The 18,502-nt window shown below is 61.1% G+C and carries 15 protein-coding genes; 3 read left to right on the plus strand and 12 right to left on the minus strand.

Annotated elements, in window-relative coordinates:
* Positions 1–399: 399 nt before the first annotated feature.
* The 3 genes from NW863_RS05845 to NW863_RS05855 all read left to right on the plus strand — a co-directional run bounded on the left by NW863_RS05845 (position 400) and on the right by NW863_RS05855 (position 4,163).
* Complete coding sequence (locus NW863_RS05845) at positions 400–1,500, plus strand: phosphotransacetylase family protein (RefSeq protein WP_414365148.1); 1,101 nt, start codon at positions 400–402, stop codon at positions 1,498–1,500.
* A 391-nt stretch (positions 1,501–1,891) separates the two neighbouring features.
* Entirely contained in the window at positions 1,892–2,419 is a 528-nt protein-coding gene (locus tag NW863_RS05850) for a ribonuclease H family protein (RefSeq protein ID WP_414365150.1), read from the plus strand.
* 97 nt (positions 2,420–2,516) lie between these two features.
* Entirely contained in the window at positions 2,517–4,163 is a 1,647-nt protein-coding gene (locus NW863_RS05855; protein ID WP_414365152.1) for a DUF3352 domain-containing protein, read from the plus strand.
* Between the two features lie 43 nt (positions 4,164–4,206).
* Here the strand turns inward: NW863_RS05855 and NW863_RS05860 are convergent, their stop codons facing one another.
* The 12 genes from NW863_RS05860 to NW863_RS05915 all read right to left on the minus strand — a co-directional run.
* Positions 4,207–4,944, minus strand: coding sequence for a response regulator (locus NW863_RS05860; protein WP_414365154.1), 738 nt, complete (start codon positions 4,942–4,944; stop codon positions 4,207–4,209).
* A 66-nt stretch (positions 4,945–5,010) separates the two neighbouring features.
* Positions 5,011–5,790 (minus strand): sensor histidine kinase, encoded by a 780-nt coding sequence (locus NW863_RS05865; protein WP_414365156.1) that lies wholly within the window; start codon positions 5,788–5,790, stop codon positions 5,011–5,013.
* A gap of 95 nt (positions 5,791–5,885) precedes the next feature.
* Positions 5,886–7,409, minus strand: a complete 1,524-nt coding sequence (locus tag NW863_RS05870) for a sensor histidine kinase (RefSeq protein WP_414365158.1) — start codon at positions 7,407–7,409, stop codon at positions 5,886–5,888.
* 99 nt (positions 7,410–7,508) lie between these two features.
* Entirely contained in the window at positions 7,509–8,495 is a 987-nt protein-coding gene (locus NW863_RS05875; protein WP_414365180.1) for a pentapeptide repeat-containing protein, read from the minus strand.
* Positions 8,496–8,693: 198 nt separating this feature from the next.
* Positions 8,694–10,214, minus strand: a complete 1,521-nt coding sequence (locus tag NW863_RS05880) for a hypothetical protein (RefSeq protein WP_414365160.1) — start codon at positions 10,212–10,214, stop codon at positions 8,694–8,696.
* A 190-nt stretch (positions 10,215–10,404) separates the two neighbouring features.
* Positions 10,405–11,553 carry a ribosome small subunit-dependent GTPase A gene (gene rsgA, locus NW863_RS05885; protein WP_414365161.1) on the minus strand — a complete coding sequence of 383 codons (1,149 nt, stop codon included), beginning with the start codon at positions 11,551–11,553 and terminating at the stop codon, positions 10,405–10,407.
* Positions 11,550–11,813: a sulfurtransferase TusA family protein gene (locus tag NW863_RS05890; protein WP_414365163.1), complete on the minus strand. Its 264-nt coding sequence runs from the start codon at positions 11,811–11,813 to the stop codon at positions 11,550–11,552. Before NW863_RS05890 ends, rsgA begins: the two co-directional genes overlap by 4 nt.
* Complete coding sequence (gene dnaJ, locus NW863_RS05895; RefSeq protein WP_414365165.1) at positions 11,810–12,991, minus strand: molecular chaperone DnaJ; 1,182 nt, start codon at positions 12,989–12,991, stop codon at positions 11,810–11,812. The genes NW863_RS05890 and dnaJ overlap by 4 nt, the downstream gene beginning before the upstream one ends.
* A gap of 115 nt (positions 12,992–13,106) precedes the next feature.
* Positions 13,107–14,915, minus strand: coding sequence for a molecular chaperone DnaK (gene dnaK, locus NW863_RS05900; protein WP_414365167.1), 1,809 nt, complete (start codon positions 14,913–14,915; stop codon positions 13,107–13,109).
* 184 nt (positions 14,916–15,099) lie between these two features.
* Complete coding sequence (gene grpE, locus NW863_RS05905; protein ID WP_414365169.1) at positions 15,100–15,840, minus strand: nucleotide exchange factor GrpE; 741 nt, start codon at positions 15,838–15,840, stop codon at positions 15,100–15,102.
* A 151-nt stretch (positions 15,841–15,991) separates the two neighbouring features.
* Entirely contained in the window at positions 15,992–17,653 is a 1,662-nt protein-coding gene (locus NW863_RS05910) for a bifunctional metallophosphatase/5'-nucleotidase (protein WP_414365171.1), read from the minus strand.
* Between the two features lie 63 nt (positions 17,654–17,716).
* The coding region (locus NW863_RS05915) for a DUF445 family protein (protein WP_414365173.1) at positions 17,717–18,502 on the minus strand (786 nt) is incomplete at its 5' end.

The raw sequence follows: 18,502 nt of genomic DNA on the forward strand, positions 1-18,502 counted from the left end.
CAGAAGAAGAGACAAAAGCTCTGCTGTCAAGCGGGTGAGGAAACCCCACCCGCCTACGCGGTGGGGTAGTTCATTGCCTGAGCAAAAGCATCCAGAGTCGCATCCAGCTTGGCGGCTTGCGACACAGACACCTTGAGCTTGCAGGAGATAGTCAGGACTTGAGTCCTGTCACAGTTATCCGTCGTCCGCATTCCTCCCGGCCCTGACCGGCCCCCCTCCCCCCGTATACGGGGGTACAGGGCGGGGCTCCTGCGGTTTCTAGCCGACCAGAGGACAAGGAAATCCAAAGGGGGAGACCAGGGATCAGACCCGAGGTTTCCCCCGAGCGGCCTCCGCTAGACTGAGTAACAGGTAACTTCAGCCACACCCTCGTTGTCCCTTGCGTACTGGGAGCTCTCCGTGTCCAAGTTCCTCCTAATCGGTTCTACCGAACCTTTCAGCGGCAAGTCAGCGGCTGTCTTGGGTTTGGCCAAGCATCTGCAGCAACAAGGAGTGAAAATTACTTATGGGAAGCCGCTCGGATCTTGCGCCCGGGAGAATGGATCCCCGGAAGGGATGGATCCGGATATGCGCTTTGTAGCGGATACGCTGCGGCTGACCCAGATGCCCCCCATGCTTTTCCAGCTCGACGAAGACGCTTTGCTGACCCATATCCAGCAGTCTCTGGGGGAGCCAGATCCCGTGTGCTCTGTCGCCCCTTTGCGGGAGTTTGCCGAGGGATCCGCTGCAGATTTGATCCTGCTAGAGGGCCCAGCCGATCTCTATGAGGGAGAGCTGTTCGGCCTCTCCTTGGCCAAAATGGCCCAAGCCCTGGAGGCGTCGGTGCTGCTGATCAGCCGCTACCACTCTCCCTCAGCCGTCGATTCCCTCCTCTTTGCCCATCGCCAACTGGGATCCCATTTGGCTGGCGTGCTGCTCAACGATGTGCCGCCCGACCAGATGGAGCCGGCAAAGACCATCGTTCGACCCTTCCTGGAGGGGCAACGGATCCCGGTTTTGGGCATTTTGCCCTCCCACCGCATTTTGCGCAGCATCAGCGTCGGCGAGCTGGCGCGGCAACTGGAGGCGGAGGTGCTCTGCTGCCCGGATCGGATGGACTTAATGGTCGAAGACATTGCGGTGGGGGCGATGAACGTCAACTCCGCCTTAAAGTACTTCCGCAAACTGGAGCACAAGGCGGTAATCACCGGCGGCGATCGCACCGATATTCAACTGGCCGCCCTGGAAACTTCCACCCTCTGCCTCATCTTGACGGGCAAGCTGCCTCTGGATCCCCGCATCCGGGCGCGGGCCGAAGAGTTGGAAGTACCGATCCTCTCCGTGGATCTGGATACCTTCACCACCATCAATCGCATCGAGCGGGTTTTCGGCCAGATCCGCCTGCACGAGGAGGTCAAAGTCCGCTGCATCCAGGAGTTAATGTCAGCGAATTTTGACTTTTCCCGCCTTTATACCCATCTGGGCCTGACACAACCCCTAGTGTCAGCGGTAGGCGCATAAAAAAGATGGTTGGATCTTCTCTACATCTAGCGCTTAGTAAGGCATCTGTTCAGAGAAAAAACACTATTGGTGACCAAGAAGGAATAGAGTTTCTCTACCGTCCTGATTTCTAGTGTCTGGCGCTTTCTCACATTTGCAAGGATTTCTGCAAGAAAACGCAGAGATCGTTCGTCATTTGCGTCTACCCACCAGCTTCAGGAGATATCATGCAAGTATTCATCACCTCAACACACCACTCCTCCCCCAGCTTTTCTGGGGGTTTTTATTCGCGCTTTTTCGCCAAACAACTCGGCTTCTGATACCTCTACATATGCTGCCGGTAGCGCGAAAGGATACTTTTCCAGGGCTATCCACAATAGCCGACGGCGCTGACACGCCTCCAGAGGATAGAATGCAGTTTCTGGTGTCGGTTAGGGATCCCATCATGGCCAAAAGCTCACACCTGGGCAACCGCCAAGTAGCGCGACGGCTAGCTGATTGCCCCCGTAGTGGCATTTTTACCGACGGAGGATGTTCTCCCAATCCAGGGCCAGGGGGATGGGCGGTGGTGGTGGTTGAGGATGACCAGATTGTGGATGAGTTTTACGGAGGGGATCCCGCCAGCACCAACAACCGCATGGAATTGACCGGTCTCATTCGGGCCTTGCAATACTGCCGCGATACCCCGGACAACCGCATGGACACCATCTACAGCGACTCCCATCTCTGTGTGCAGACCTACAACGATTGGATGGAGCGCTGGGCAGCGCAGGGGTGGCGACGGCGTACGGGGCCGGTGGAAAACCTGGACTTGGTGCAAGAGCTGTATCAACTGAAACGGCAGTGCCCGCAGGTGCGGGTGGTCTGGATCCCGGCCCACCGAGGTCTGCGCTGGAACGAATATGTGGATGAGCTGGTTGCCCGCGCCCGACCCAAGTAACTAATTTCTACAGAATTTCGGCGGGCGGGCCTGGGATCACAGACAGCCTTCGAGTTCATCGCTTATGCTCAAGAGGACGGCTCGTTGCAGGTGTGGTATGCAAGCCCAACTTTATCGTCGCCCCCGTCCGTTCTCCCTGACATTGATGGCGGTGGGGGGCTCTTGGCTTTTGGGCTCCTGCCAGCTTAGGGCACCCCAGGTGCAGTTGCCCGGCGATGTTCTGCCGGAGACGGCGCTGGTTCCCCAATCGGCACCCCTAGTGTTGGCCTTTTCCACCAAACCAGAAGAGGCGCTGCGTACCCACCCTGACCTTTTGGCCCGTTGGGAGAGCTGGACGGCAGAAGCTTGGGCCAGCACCGGCCAGGAGTTCTCCCGCGAGGAGATCCAGACCTGGGCCGGGGATCAATTCACACTGGCGGTGGTGATCCCCAACCTGGTGCCGGGGGCTGCGGAGCCGGTGCCTGGGATCCTCTTTGGAGCCAGCACCCGCAACGCCGATCTGTCCAGGCAATTCCTGGCCCAAGTGCGGCAACAGGCAGAGGCGGAAGGGGCCAACTTCGAGCAGCGCCAGGAGCAAGGGGTGACTCTCTACGTGCAAACCAATGGGGAGCCGGGCCAGCGATGGGTGACTGCGGAGTTTGGCAGCCGTTTCGTGGCCCTGGCCAACGATCCCAAGGTGATGGAGCAGGCGATTGCTGTCTATCGCGGCCAGGCGGAGCCCATTAGCCGCGCCGAAGGCTTCCGCACTGCTGTGGGCGATCTCTACCAGAAGCCGGGCACCTTGGCTTTTGCCTACTTCAACTTCCAGGCTTTGCAGGAGGATCCCGAGTCTTTCCGAGATTGGACGCGGGACTGGGATCCGGCAGAGCTGGGATCCCTGCAGCCGCTGCGCTCTTTGGCTATGGCTGCCCACTGGCGGGAGCAGGGCCTGCAGATGCGCCTACTCACCCAACTGGATCCCCAAACCCCGCTGCTGGGCAAGTGGCAGACTGCCCGGGGCGAGCTGATCCAGCGGCTGCCCGGCAGTGCCCTGGCGGTGATCACCACCCAGCAGGTTGCCCAACGCTGGCAGGCGGTTGTGTCGGAGCTGGAAAAGGATCCCCAGGCCAAAGAGTCCCTGGATGAACTGCGGGCCGAGTTCCGCACCAACACCCGCCTGGATCTGGATCGAGACCTGATGGCTTGGCTGGATGGGGAGATGGCCTTGCTGGTGGCGCCCGATGCCCAGGCCCACCCCCTCTTGCAAGGCATGGGGGCGGCTTTGATCATCGAGAGCAGCCAAAAAGACAAAGCCAACGCGGCCCTGGCCCAGTTGGATCGGCTGGCTCAGGAGTCGGGCGCGCGAGTAACGGAAGCCGATGGCCAGGTAACCTGGGCGGATCCCTTGTTTAACCGTCCGCTTCTAACCCGTGCCTGGGAAGGCAACTACCTGATGGTTACCACCAGCACGGCGGCGCTGCAAAGCCTTGCCCAGCGCCAGGGCCATCTGCTTCCTCAAACCGAGCCGCTGAAAACCCTCTACAACCAGTTGCCCAAGCCCAACTACGGCTACTTTTTGCTGAATTGGCGAGGCCTCCGCACGGTGCTGGAAGCCGCCTTGCCGGGTGGGCTGGCCAACGTAGAGCCGGAAGCCCGTGAGCTGCTGACCCGCATCGATGGGATAGGGATCACCAGCTACCCCGCCGGGGAGCATGCTTTTGGGCTGGAGCTGCTGGTTACCGTGCCGCCCCAGCCACAGCCGTAAGCTCCTTCTCCCCTCCCCCAGAGGGAGAGGGGGGGGGTGAGGGCTACAACCGGATCAGGCCGTAGGTGAGGGCATAGCGCACCAGCTCGGTGCGGCTGCTGGTGCCCGTCTTGTTGAGGAGGCGGGTGACGTATTTTTCCACGTTGCGCACGCTGGTTTGCAGTTGTTTGGCAATTTCTTTGTTCATCAGACCTTCTGCTACCTTCTCCAACACCTGCTGTTCCCGCGGCGTCAGCTCCACCTTAATCGGTGGGGGTAAAGGAGTTGAGGTGGGGGGCTGAGAGGGACTGGTCGGGGGGAGAGTTCGCTCCGACAGCAGGGCGCGAATCGAGGCCAGCTCGCGGGCCACCACCTCCGAAGGGCTGGCCGCGCGCGAGCGCTCAATGAGATTGGAGACAATGGCCACCAGCTCTTCCGGATCGAAGGGCTTGGGCAAGTAGGCATCGACGCCGGCCCGGTAGCCCTGAATGCGGTCGGCGGTCATCCCTTTAGCGGTGAGGAACACCACCGGCAGATGGCTGTAGGGCTCGAGTTTTCGCAATTGCGCCAAAAATTGGTAGCCGTCCATGCCCGGCATCATGATGTCGGAGATAATTAGCTGGGGCTGGGCCGTGCTGAGCAGTTGCAGAGCCTGCTGGGCATTGGCAGCCGGGATCACCTCAAAGCCGCTGTCTTCTAGGTAGGCTTGCACTGCTTCCCGCAAGCCTGGCTCGTCATCTACCAACAAAATGCGGGCCCGTGCCGAGGCAGGTTCCAATTTGGCTTGAGCGGAGGGGGCCATTGGGCAGCTCCTGGATAGCTTCAAGATTTTGGCTGGGAGAAACATCCCTGCTCACATTTTCAAGCCCTACTGGGCCGTGGGCAATCTGAGGCGGAAGCAGGAGCCCTGGGGGGAGCTTTCCACCTGGAGATCTCCTCCCATTTGGGTGGCTAAGTCGCGGCTAATGGCCAACCCCAGCCCCTGCCCAGGCTTGGTGAGATCAGCGCGAAAAAACGGATCGAAGATCCGCTCCAGGTTCTCGGGATGGATGCCGGGGCCGTTATCACAGACGGCGATCCACACCTCTTGGCGAGAGGAGGCGCTTGAGCCTCTCGCTTCCTCGGTGAGCTTGACCTCCACCCTGAGCTGGATGTCGCCGGGGGGCGGGGTGTACTTGCAGGCGTTGTCGATTAAGTTATCCAACACCTGGCGCAGGGCGCGGGGATCCGCCTGTACCGGCGGCAGGGAAGGGGGAAGAACGGCCTGAAAGCGATGTCCCTGTGCTTCCGCCAGAGCCTGATAGATGGGGATCCACTCCCGGAGCAGGTCGGCCAAGGCAAGTGGCCGCAGGTGGAGAGGGGCTGGGATCCCGTCCAAGCGCTCGAGCTCCGCCAGCAGATCCTGCAGATGCCTGCACTCTTGCTCAATGCTGAGGCCAATCCAATGGTTGCGATCGTCGGGGGGCAGACGCTTTTGCAACAACTTGGCCAACGTGCTCAGGGCAGTTAGAGGATTGCGCATCTCGTGGAGCAAGGTGGAGAGCTGCTGGGCAGATAGGGTGATCCCCCCGCCAGGCCTGGGATCCCCGCCCCCACAGACGGGCTCAGGCTCTGGGTGAGGTTCGGCAACTTTTTTCGCTCTCGGCATGGATCCCCTCTCTCAACTCTCCTGGAGCAAGCAAATCGATCCTAGCCCCATCCTCCCTGGGATTTGCCACTTCAGACCGGCTCCAGGCCGGCGGACTAGAGCTGGCGAGGTAGGTAGATGTTGAGGATTTCCCCCCGATGGGCGCGGTGGCGCACAGTGAGGTAGCCCCCCAAGGCGCGGAACAGGGTTTGGGTAACTGCCAGGCTGAGGCTAACGGCGCCTGTATCTGGCTGTACCACCAACAACTGGCCAATTGCTTGAGGGGACTTGAGTTCCGAGCTGGGGCTGTCGCTCCCCTCTGGGGTGTTCACCTGAAACTGCAGCTTAACCAGCTCGCCAGCGCTAACCAATTGGGCGCGAATGTGGCTGCCGGCAGGGGTGCTGCGGGCAAGACGGTCGATCATCCCGAACAGCACCGCCTCCAGCGCCTTGGGATCGCTAACTACATCGGGCAGCTCATCAGGGATCTCCAGCTCCAGGTGGGATCCCCGCCGTTCCACCTGTTCCTGCCAGCGGGGCAGGTTTTGCCGCACCAAGTCCACCAGCGCAATCGGCTCCAGTTGCAACCGACGTCCCTCGCCTGGCGTGGCAGCGGACATGACCGTTTCTGTGGCCTGGAAAAACAGACCGAAACGGTTGATCTGCTCAGTACACTCGCGGTCGATCTTCTCCACGTATTCCCGCACCCGCGGTGGCAGGTCGCGCCGCTTCAGGATGAGGCTGACCAAGGTGCGGATGGTGCTGAGGGGCGTCTGGATCTCGTGGATGAGAGCCCGCAACAACTCCGCCTCCGAGAGGCTGCTGACTTGCTCTGGCTCGGCTTGGGGAGCGGAGGAGCGGCGGTGGGCGGGAGGCGCAGGCGCTGGCGAGGAAGCGGAAGATGAAGAAGCCGGGATCTGCCTTGCTGCTGGTGGCGGTGGAGGCGCAGGGGCAGCCTCCTGTTCTGCCCTGGCAGGGGGCAGGCAGGCGGGTGGGGATCCAAACTCGGCCAGGTTACCCAGCAGAAGGAAGCTGCTGAAGCGGGCCAACACCCGTACATGCGGCTTCATCAGGGGATAGCGGCGAGCCAACTCCTGCCAAGCGGCGAGCCGGTCTGGCCTGCCCTGTTGAACCCGTTGCTCCAGGCTCTGCCAGGCTCGTCGGATCACCTCCGGCTCGAAAGATACCATCATCCCCCTTTGCCGGGTGTGGGGATGGTAACCCTGGGCGGCTACTGCCGAAAAAACAGGGGTGAGCAGCAACAGAAAAGGCTCCTCCACCAGTGGATCCCGCGGCAGCAGAGGGATCACCGTCTGCCCAGGGGTGAGGATTGACTCAGGGGAAAAATCCGGGCTGAACAACCAGGGGGTTTCCCGTGCCGGCTCCCAAGAACGGCGGGGAGGATGCAGCGCATCCATGGGCAGGGGCAGTTGGGGCAAGGGATCCCGCACCACCCAAGGGGGCCACCAGGAGACTGGCCCCCCGATCACCACTCCAAACTGTCCCACCTCTTGCCATAGCTGGAGCAGGGCTGCCACCGTCTGCTGCCAAGAGCGCTCCCCCGCCCCCGGCAACCATTCTGGCAAGGGTAGAGCAGCCCACAAGGCTTCCATCAAGGACAGAAATCGGCGGCTGTTCACGGATCCCTTTGATCCCACCCTTCCCCTGTAGGCTAGCGGTTGTGGTGCTCCCAGGACAGCGGAAAACCTCACCTTCTCCAGGGCGGATCCCCGCCTTGCTCACCCAATCCGTCCATCCGGCAGGGTTGCCCCGCGCAGGTTGGCTCCCACGAGGTTGGCCGTGCTGAGGTCGGCGCGGGTGAGGATGGCCCCGCGGAGATCGGCATTTTCCAGGTTGGTGCGGCCCAGATAGGCATCCACCAGGCTCGCTGATTTCAGATCGGCCCCGGCTAGGTTGGCCCGACTCAGATCCGTCCGCGCCAGCTTGGCCGAGCGCAGGCAGGCGGCGGAAAGATCTGCTCCCGCCAGATCCGCCTCGCTGAGGTTGGCCTCCGTCAAGTTGACCTGGCTGAGCATAGCTTCCTTCAAATTGGCCCGCCCCATCTGCACCCCCTGGAGGTCTGCGCCCAAAAAGGAAGCCCTTCTCAGGTCGGCGTTGCTGAGGATGGCCCCGCGCAAACAGGCTCGCTGCAGGTTGGCTCCCTGTAAGTGGGCTCCAATTAAACTGGCCTCTTTGAGATTGGCCCCGCTCAGGTCAGCTCGCGTCAAATCTGCTCCCGCCAGGTTGGCCCCGCTCAGGTCGGCGCGGCTGAGATTGGCGTTGCGCAACACCGCTCCCCGACGGCTCTCGAATCGCAAGTTGGCCCCCCGCAGGCAAGCCCCCCCCAAGTTGGCGCTGGTGAGGTTAGCCCAGCGCAGATCCGCATCCAGCAGATTGGCATCCAGCAGCAGGGCCAGGGTCAGGTTGGCCCCATGCAAATCTGCCCCCTGCAAAGTGGCGCCGTGCAACTGGGCATCTCTGAGATCCGCCTCGCTCAAGTCCGCCTGGCTGAGGTTGGCCCCCCCAAGGTTAGCTCCAACGAGGTTGGCCTTCTGCAGCTTGGCCCGCCCCAGAAAAGCAAAGATCAAATTGGCGCTGTGCAGGTCGGCTTGTGAGAGATCCACCCCGATTAAATCGGCCCGGCTTAGATCCAGGGCGGCTAGGTTTTCGCCCGCAAAGTTAGTGCGTCCTGCCCGGTAGAGGCGGAGCAGCTCCTTGGCATCCATAGGCAGAGAGGGGGGATCTGAACTGGTGGACATTCTAGAAGAAAATCACGATGTTTCCCTACCGCTCTGCGCCGCCCTCACCCCAGCCCCTCTCCTTTTGGGAGAGGGGAGTTAGAGCGGCGCATTGGCGACAGGGTATGGAATCCGAAGTCGATGGCTATGAGTGCTAGACGGGATCCCCAACAGGGGGTTTGGCCCTCAAACCAGCCCGAACAGACGGCGCTCTGCCTCTTCCATACGTTCCAACAGAGCCGCAAATTTCGTAGAGATCTCCTCCACTTCCTGCAAAAAGGTGCGCAACGTCTGGTATTTGAAAACCAAGGCTTCTTCTAGGGGACGGCTCTGGAACTGTTCGTCCAATGCCTGGCCCAGCTCGCTCAGGGCATTTTCAATGGCGGTTTTGATCGCGCCAATGCTGCGCCGCACCAAGCGCATCACTTCCTGCTCCAACTGGGGCTTTTGGCGGGCCAGCTCGCTGGTGGCCAGCACCTGCCGCAGAGCGGCATAGGGATCCCCCACCTGAAGCGGCATCTCGGCCATCTCTCCTGGCTGTCCCCCACTGCCAGCGGGCCGCAGCAAACTCCACTCCGATTGCTCCAGCTTACTCAGGATCCCTCTGAACAGGGCAGCGGATCCCTCTACGTCTTTCAGAAGGCCGCGCAGCACCTGGTGTTTGAGGCTCAGGTATTGGGCCGGATCCTCGTCCTGCAGCCCCTCATCCAGGGCGTTGCCCAACTCGCTCAGGGTGTTCTCGATGGTGGCCATCAGGGATCCAGCGCTACGATGCAGCAGTTGGCGGCAGGGTTCTGGAAGCTCTGGCGCCAGGACGGCAGGGGCAGAAAAAGCAGGGGGCTCGGCTATTGCTTTCCCATCGTTCGGAATTTCGGACTCCAGCCAGGTGATGTGACTGGACTCCGTCCCGCCGGTGCCGACGGCATTTTCCCCATTGAGCCAATCGAGATCGGCGGCACAGCTCTCGGCAGCTAACCCCCCACCAGCCATCGTTTCTTGGGACACGTAAACGTAGAGGGGCTGCAGCATCTGCAGCACGGCGTTAGCTGCTTGGCTATCCTGCTCCGGTTCCTGGAGCTGCTGCACCGCCTGTTGCAGCCGCGCTTCCAGCTCCTGCGGGGAGTTGCAGGCGTCGTAAAGGGCTCTGAGCAGCTCGTCGAGACTGTAGCGCCGTAGGGCCGCCAACCCTTGCACAGTGGGCTCTAGCTTGTGGTGCAAAGCTGTGAACAAAACCAGCTTGGCCCGCAAGGGACTTGTCTGCTGCATCACCCCTGCCCGCAACTCGAACGGGTCGTAGTCTTGCTTGTGCAGTTGTAGGCCACCGTATCCCAGAGGTAAGCTGGGCGCAGGCGCCACCCAAGCGGGCAGATCTCCGACTGAAGCAGTCAGAGGGCTGCCGGGCTCCGATTGAGACTGTTGGTAGAGGGGCTGGAGCTTGCTCAGGAGCATTTTGGCGACGCGGGCGTATTCAGCCTTCTTGTTGATCTGGTTGATGGCGTTGCGAAAACACTGGCCCAGAGCCTCAAGCGTGGCGTGCTCTCGGCAGAGCTGCTCCAACAGCGCCTTCAATTCCTCCTCGTTCAGCTTGCTGGCATTGCTTTCCCAACTGCGGGTGCAGGTGAAGTAAACCAACTTTTTCACCCGGTCTGCGTACCCGTCCCGCTGCACTTCTTGCACGACAAGGCGAAGGGGATCCGAGACTGCCATAGGGAGCTGCCCAGCGGAGGTGCATGTATCTAAAACTACTAGGAAGGCTCCTCTGAGGCCCTTCACGATGGCTTTTCTGAAAAGCATGGCCTGCGAGGTACTACCATCATGAGGCAAGCGGCTGGGGCGATCAACCGCTGCCAAAAACCCGGCCGTCGGCAACAGCTCCCAAGAAAAGCTATGTCCAGATTCAACCGTTCTGCTGGCCGAGCTCGGGATCGGACAGGGTCTGGCGGCCCTGCTTTCGAGAAGAGGGTCGATGCCGCGGGAGAAGGCCTCGGCTGCTCTTTTCCCCGTAATGCTTGGAGAAGATAGGGTAGGCGTCCTGGCGAGGGGGGGCGGAATCCATCGATTGCGCCTCCTGAAGTTCGTGTAAAAGCTGCAAGTAGAACGCTCGCCGCTCCCAGTCCAGCTCCCGCAGCCCACAGCCCGGCTCCCGATCGTGCAAGCAATCGCGAAACTGACAGGTGCCCAGCCGCTCCCTGACTTCGGGAAAGCAGCCAGCTAGCTGCAAAGGTGCAACGGGTGGGATCCCTTCGCCGGCATTGAAGCCGGGCGAATCGGCAATCCAACCGCCCTCCGGCAAGGGAAACAGCTCTATGTGGCGGGTGGTGTGCCGCCCCTGGCGCAACTTCTCCGATACTGCCTGGGTGGCCAGCCGCGCCTCCGGCAGCAGCCGATTGAGCAAGCTGGATTTGCCCACCCCTGAGGGGCCGGCCACCACCGAAATCTGATCCCGACAGCGGCGGCGCAGCTCGGAGATCCCTGCCTCAGTAAGGGCACTGACCAATAGAGGCTCATACCCCCACCGCTGCAGACGCTGTCGCCAGCTCTCTGCCACCGCCGCCTCTACACAATCGCACTTGTTGAACACCACCTGAACCCGCAGGTGGCTGGCCTCAGCCTGTACCAGCAGACGGCTGAGGGCATTGGGCTCGGGCTCCGGATCCACTAGAGCCACCACCACCAAGACTTGGGTTATGTTGGCGATGGCCGGTCGAGGCAACTGAGTTCGCCGCGGCAGAATGGCCTCAATTGCCCCCCGCTCCGGCCAGAGAGAGTCGGCAACCGGCGGCAAGCTAACCTCCACCCAGTCCCCCACCATCACCTGCTGCCCCATCTTTTTCAGCTTGGCCCGAGCAGTGCAGAGAAGCTCAGCCGGCATCGGCTTTTGGGCCGGGAAATGCGCCTCGATCTCAGGAAAAAGGGCAGCTAGCTCAGGATCGATGCGCACGCGATAAAAGTTAGCCTGGGCGGCGCGCACCCAGCCGGTGCAGGCGGATCCCTGACCCCCCTCTCCGGCGGCCTGTCCCGCTCCATCCCAGCTCAGGTGGCTCATGCCGAGTCCCCGCGGCGCACCCAGAGGATGTGATGCCCCTCCGGCGCAGCTTGTTGGCCTTCGATGCGATGGCCGGCCATCGCCAAGCTATTGGGCACCTGCTCCAGCGGCTCCCCCGCATCCAGCCACAGCTCCAAAAGCTCCCCCGGGGCCATGCGTTCCAGGCGCAGCTTGGCCCGCACATAGTTAAGCGGGCAAGGGATCCCGCGTTGATCCAGAACCAGCTTCACCTCCTGGGGGGGAATTGCCTCCGCCGTCATTCTTCTTCTCGCTCTCGGTTGCCGGGCATTTGGGCCAGCCCCCGCAACAGCCCGCCCAAGAAACCGTCCCGCTTGTTGATGCGTTCCCCATGCAACTCGGCCAGGCGCAGGAGCAGTTCCCGCTCTTCAGGGCTGATGCGGGTGGGAATCTCCACTACCAGGGTGATTTTGTGGTCGCCCCGCAACATCGGATTGCCAAGGCGAGGTACCCCCTTGCCCTCCAGAGTTAACACCGTACCCGGCTGGGAACCCGCCGGAATGGTCAGCTCCACCTCTTCCTCCAGGCCCGCCTTCGAGTCCACCGTGGGCACTGAGACTTTAGCCCCCAAAATGGCCTGCAAATAGCTCACCCGTACCTCCGAGAGAATGGTAAGGCCATCTCGCTGGAAGTCGGGATCTGGCTCCACAAACAGGTAGACGTAGAGATCTCCCGGTGGGCCACCGCGCCGACCGGCGTCCCCCTCGCCAGAGACCCGCAGACGGGTGCCGCTATCCACGCCGGCAGGGATGTTGATGCGCAGCTTCTTGGTGGTCTGGACCAGCCCCTCCCCATTGCAGTTATAGCAGGGCTCTTCCAGCACCTGGCCGGCACCGCCGCAGGTGGGACAGATCGAGACCTGGGTAAAATTGCCAAAGGGCGTGCGGGTGGCCCGCCGCACCTGACCAGCACCACCACAGGTGGGGCAAACTTTCACATTTGTGCCGGGCTTAGCCCCGCTGCCCCCACAGACCGGGCAGACCTCCAAGTGGCTGATGCGAATTTGCTTTTCGCCCCCAAAGATGGCCTCAAGAAACTCCAATTTTAGGTCAAAGCGCAGGTCATCCCCGCGTACCGGCCCCTGGCGGCTGCGGCTGTAGCCAACTCCCCCTCCCGCAAAGTTGGTGAAGAAGCTCTCGAAAAGGTCAGCGAAGCCACCGATTCCGGCAAAATCCTGGAACCCGCTGGCTGCTGCTGCTCCGCTTAGCCCTGCCTCGCCATAGCGATCGTAGCGAGCCCTCAGCTCGTCATCGGAGAGCACCTCATAGGCGCGGTTGATTTCCTTGAAGCGATCCTCAGCCCCTGGCTCTTTGTTGACGTCAGGGTGATACTTGCGGGCCAGCCGACGATAGGCGCGCTTAATCTCTTCCTTGGAGCTATCACGGCTAACCCCCAAGATTTCGTAGTAGTCACGAGCCATAGAAGCGCTTCAGAGAACAAGGATGGAATGACGCCGGAAACACAGCTTAACGAATGGCCCAGGCAACGCCCCCTGCCCTGCCCCAGAGCTGAACAAAAGCCTTCGCCGAGCATTCTCAGCGGGTGCCATAGATCTCACTCCCCATCTCCAGGAGTACAGCCCGCAGCTCTTCCATTGCGTTCCGTAAAGTTGCTAAGTCTACGTTATCATCTGCCAGCAGCGCCCTCAATGTGCCCGCCGCCTGCGCCCCCCGCTGGAGGCGGATCTCGCTAAGGCGACTGCCGTGCTCCTGCAGGGTCTTCTCGTAGTTGTAGAGCAGGCTGTCCGACTGGTTGCGGGCCTCCACCAACTGCCGCCGGCGCTGATCTTCTTCGGCGTAGGCCTCGGCTTCCCGACGCATCCGCTCGATCTCGCTGCTGCTCAAGCCGCCGTTGTTGGTGATCTTGATGCTCTGCTCGATCCCCGTCCCCTTCTCGCGGGCCGAGACCTTCAGAATGCCGTTGGCATCGATATCAAAGGAGACTTCGATCTGGGGCACCCCCCGGGGAGCTGGCGGGATCCCGGTCAGTTGAAAGCGGCCCAAGGTCTTGTTGTCCTTGGCCATGGCCCGCTCCCCCTGCAAAACGTGAATCTCCACCACGCTCTGGCCGTCGGTGGCCGTAGAGAAGATCTGAGTTTTGCTGGTGGGAATGGTGGTGTTGCGCTCAATGATGCGGGTGAATACCCCGCCCAGGGTCTCCACACCAATGGAGAGGGGAATCACGTCCAGTAGCAGCAGGTCTTTCACTTCTCCGCCAACCACCCCTGCTTGGATGGCCGCGCCAAGGGCTACGGCCTCGTCGGGGTTGACGGAGCGATCCGGGTTTTTTTTGAAGATTTGCCGAATCTTCTCCTGAACAGCGGGAATGCGGGTAGAGCCACCCACCAGCAGCACGCGGTCGATATCCTCAGGGGAGAGGCCGGCATCCCGCAAGGCTTGCTCGGTGGGCTCGACAGTAGCTTCCACCAGATCCCGCACCAACTCCTCAAACTTGGCGCGGGTCAGCTCCACTTCCAGGTGTTTGGGCCCGGAGTCGTCGGCGGTGATAAAGGGCAGGTTGATGAGCGTAACCTGGGTGCTGGACAGCTCAATTTTGGCCTTCTCGGCCGCCTCCCGCATCCGCTGCAAGGCCATGCGATCCCGGGAAAGATCGATCCCTTCCGTCTCCAAAAACTGGCGGTTGAGCCAATCGACAATTCTCTGATCAAAGTCATCGCCGCCCAGATGGTTGTTGCCGGCGGTGGCTTGCACCTCGAACACGCCGCTGCCCAGTTGCAGCACCGAGACGTCGAAGGTGCCGCCACCCAGGTCGAAAACCAAGATGCGCAGATCTTGATCTTGTTTGTCCAGCCCGTAGGCCAGGGCGGCCGCCGTCGGTTCGTTGATGATGCGCAATACCTCCAGTCCGGCAATGGTGCCCGCGTCTTTGGTGGCCTGGCGCTGGGCATCGGTAAAGTAGGCGGGAACGGTGATCACGGCCTGGGTCACCGGCTCCCCCAGATAAGCCTCCGCATCGGCCTTCAGCTTTTGCAGAATCATGGCGGAGATCTCCTGGGGTGTGTAGGCGCGATCCTGCACCACCACCTCCACCATGTTGTCCCGGCCGGGGATGACTTTGTAGGGAACTCGCTTCCGTTCTTCTTCGGTTTCGGCAAAGGTGCGGCCGATGAAGCGTTTGATGCTGAAGATGGTATTTTCCGCGTTGGTAACCGCCTGACGCTTGGCCAGTTGACCCACCAGGCGGACATTGTTCTTGGCAAAGCCGACGATGCTGGGGGTGGTGCGCCCTCCTTCGGCATTGGTGATCACCACAGGCTGCCCCCCTTCCAAAACCGCCACACAACTGTTGGTGGTTCCCAGGTCAATCCCGATGACTTTGCCCATACCGCTCTCTCCCCGTGCGTCAAATCCCAACCCAAGACGGATGCCACGGATCTCAACTTATTAAGAGCATTCTGCCCAGAATCCCGCAGAAACCTTCAGGCAGCGCTTCCGCCTCCGTAGCTTTACTGTAGCCTTTCTGGGGATGGATAGGCTCTGCTTGTCAAGGTTCGAGAGAGCAGTTTTGCTAAGGGTTTGGAGGGTTTTGGGGAGAGGTAGGAGTACTTTCGGGGCCAGTCTCGGCATCAGCCGTTGTGCTTGGGGAGGAAGGCTCAGGGTTTGGGCTGCCCGACGAGACAGCCACCATGGCATGGCGAATCACCAAGTCCCCCAGCTTGTAGCCCGGTTGATATTCAACGACCACCACATCTTCGGGGTACTCGCTGCTGGGCTGGCGGGCTATGGCCTCGTGCAGGTTGGGATCGAAGGGCTGGCCTACCGATTTCATGCGGGATACGCCCATCTTTTTCAAGCATTCCACTAGCAAGCGATAGACGCTTTGATAGCTGTTGTGCAGCTCCCGCTCGCGGTCGGTCTCCAGCTTCAACTGCTGCTGCGCCCGCTCAAAGCTATCCACAACAGGCAGGATCTCCAGCACAAATTTCTGCCGTTCTTTTTGGCTGAACTCCTCTTTTTCCCGCTGGGTACGCCGTCGGTAGTTCTCAAAATCGGCGTAGAGGCGTATGTAGGACTCTTCCTTCTCTTTCAGTTGCTGGCGCGTTATTTCCAACTCCTGCTGGAGCTGCTTTAAGGTTTCGCTGAGATCTTGAGAAGCCTCAGCGCTGGCTTCGCCGGAGGAGGTGCCAGCTTCCGCTTCACGGTCTTCCAGAATCAGCTTCTCCAGCTCTGCCTCCACGTCGATTTCCTCTTCCTGGAGTTCAGGATAGGTATCTTCTGGGGGCATCGGTTGCTTTTCTTCAGCAGTCATGGGTTATGTCGACAAGCGTGAGCAATAAGCAGCAACGTCGGGTGCCCACAGTTTGGCAGTCTCAAAACCATCGCCGCCATTAGCCAAACTGGGCTCTGTGCTGATCGTATTCTACCGACTCCTCTACCAGCCAGTTAAGGTTCCTGTTGTTCTAGCCTACCAGCAAGCTGTCCTGAGGCTGGCCCAAACACTGGGGAAAGTAGATCTCGGCCAAGTTGGGAATGAGGTGCCAGTTGTGGCTGTAGATGGGCTGGATGGGGGAATGGGTGTGAATGTGGCGGGCGAGAAAGTCGCGGATACTGTCGGCGGAGATCCAGAGGGTTTGGGCTTCTTGGAACATGCTGTAGCCCCCCCCACCGCCGGCGCGGTAGTGGTTGATGGCCAGGCGAAAGGTCTGATCCGGCTGCACCGGTTGGCCGCGAAATTGTAAGGTCACCAAGCGCTCGCCTACGGGGCGGGTGAGATCGAAGCAGTAGTCGATGCCGTGGTAGAGGTCGAAGGTGTAGCCGCGGGCTTCGGGGGCGACGACAGCGGCGGGATCCGCCGGGAGATGCTCGGGATCCAATTGGCGAAAATACCCAGCCGTCTGCTCAAGAGCGCGTCGCAAGATGTCGCCGGTGATCTCCAAGATGCAGAGGGTGTTGTCGTAAACGGTGAGGCTGTAGGCGTCTTGCAAAAAGACGGGGCCCGCTGCCAGGCCGGCACTGCTGCAGATGTTGACCAGGGAGAGCTCCGCCGAGAGGCCGGCCTCCCGTACCGCCTGCAATTGGGCCTGATGCAGGAGCTCTGCTAGGGGATTGGCCCCCAACCGGGCTGCCAGCCCACCGCGGTAGGCACAACGGGCGTGGCCAATGGGCTGGCGGATGTAGCGCAAGGTAGCTTGGTGGTAGGGCTCGGTGAGGGCCAACAGTTGCGGATCGGCCGGGATCCCTTCTGCAGCCAGCAACTGGGCGGTTTTCCCGACAACTTGCCAGCGTCCGCCGTGGCGCTCCAGCTCCAAAGACACGTGGGAAAGGTGGCTGCCCCAGTAGCCGGGCTGCACCACCAGGGCCTTGGCTCCCCCCAGGCCGGCAATGGTCTGGTGGGTATGGCCGGAGAGGATGACGTCGATGCCCTCCAGCTCTGCCAGGGCCAGCAGCTCGTTTTCCCCCCTCAGGCTTTTGTTGCTGATCCAGCCGGAGCGATCTGGGTTGTGCCAGTGCTCTGGGGTGCGCAAAGGGGGCAATTGGCTGGGGCCGCTGTGCAGAATCAGCACCAACACGTCCACCTGGGGCCGCAACAGCGACAGGTAGTGCTGGGCAGTTTCCAGCAGAGGGGCAAAGCGCAGCCCCGCGATGTAGTCGGGCCGCTCCCAGGTGTCGATGCGGGGGGTGGTCAGCCCCAGCAGGCCGACGCGGATCCCGGCCACTTCTCGGATTAGATAAGGCCGAAACAGGGGATCCCCATTTTGGCGGAGGATGTTGGCGCAGAGGGTGGGACAGCGGAGATCGCTCACAAAATCCTGCAGAACCTGGGGCCCAAAGTTAAAGTCGTGGTTGCCCGGCGTGAAGGCGTCGTAGCCGAGGGCGTTGAGGGCGTGAGCCACAGGATGGGGGGAGACCCGCTCCACCTGGGCATAGTAGGTGCCCAAGGGGGATCCTTGAATGGTGTCGCCGCTGTCAACTAGCAGGACGGGATCCTCGCTGGCTGCTCGCACGCGCTTGATCAGAGTGGCCAGCTTGGCCAGGCCGTGCTCTGCGGGGCTCCCGGTAAAGTAGTTCCAAGGGTGCAGGTTGGCGTGGAGATCGGAAGTGTGGAGAATTGTTAACCGCATTCTAATATCATAACCGAAGCGAAAACTCCCATCCAAGCTCCCGTTTTCTGGGGAAGGGGGCTGTCACCTCAGCAAAAACAGCACCTGCACACAGCCCACCAAAAAACCCAGCAGCCCCCCCAGGTTGACGATGGCCTGCAGTTCTTGGCGCACAATTTGTTGGATGGCCTGCTCCAGCTGGGCGGGGGAAGTGGCGTTCACTTTGTCGGCAATCACCTGATCCAAGTTCAACACCGGGATCACCTGCATCATCAAGGATTCCAGATCCCGCTCCAGGTAGCGCTCCAGGATCAAAGCCAGGTCGGCGCTGATCTGATCGATGGAGGTGATCAACGCCTTGGAGTTGCGCAGGCGACCCAACACCAGGCTGGCCACTTTTTCCCAATCGATGCTCTCCCCCAGCCCCTTGATAACCTCTGGCCCTTGGCTGCGCAGGTAATCTTGGATCCCATCGCGGAGGGCACGACGCAACTGACGTACGGCGGAAACCGGCAGGTTTTGCAGGGAGAGGTTCTGCAGGATCTCGGTCAGGCGGCGGGGGGCGTTGATGTCTTTGAGCAGATCTTCCAAGATGGCTTCTGCCCCTTCCGGCTCCTCCAGGCAATAGGTGCGCAGGCGCAGTAGGGCGTTTTTGAGGCCAAACAAGTTGGCCACCACCCAGTAGGAGCCGGTGGCCCGCTCGCGAAATTCTTCATCCAAAGCTTCGATGTTGCGATCGGTGAGAAAGTCCACCAGGTTCTGCCGCAACACCTTGGGAGGCAGCGCCTGCTTCAGGATCCACTCCGAGAGCTGCCGGGCTTGCTCAGCGTTGAGGCGCAGCTCCAGGAGCACCTGGTCGAACAGTTGGTT

This window comes from Synechococcus sp. B60.1, assembly GCF_047462555.1.
Taxonomy (GTDB): domain Bacteria; phylum Cyanobacteriota; class Cyanobacteriia; order Thermostichales; family Thermostichaceae; genus Thermostichus.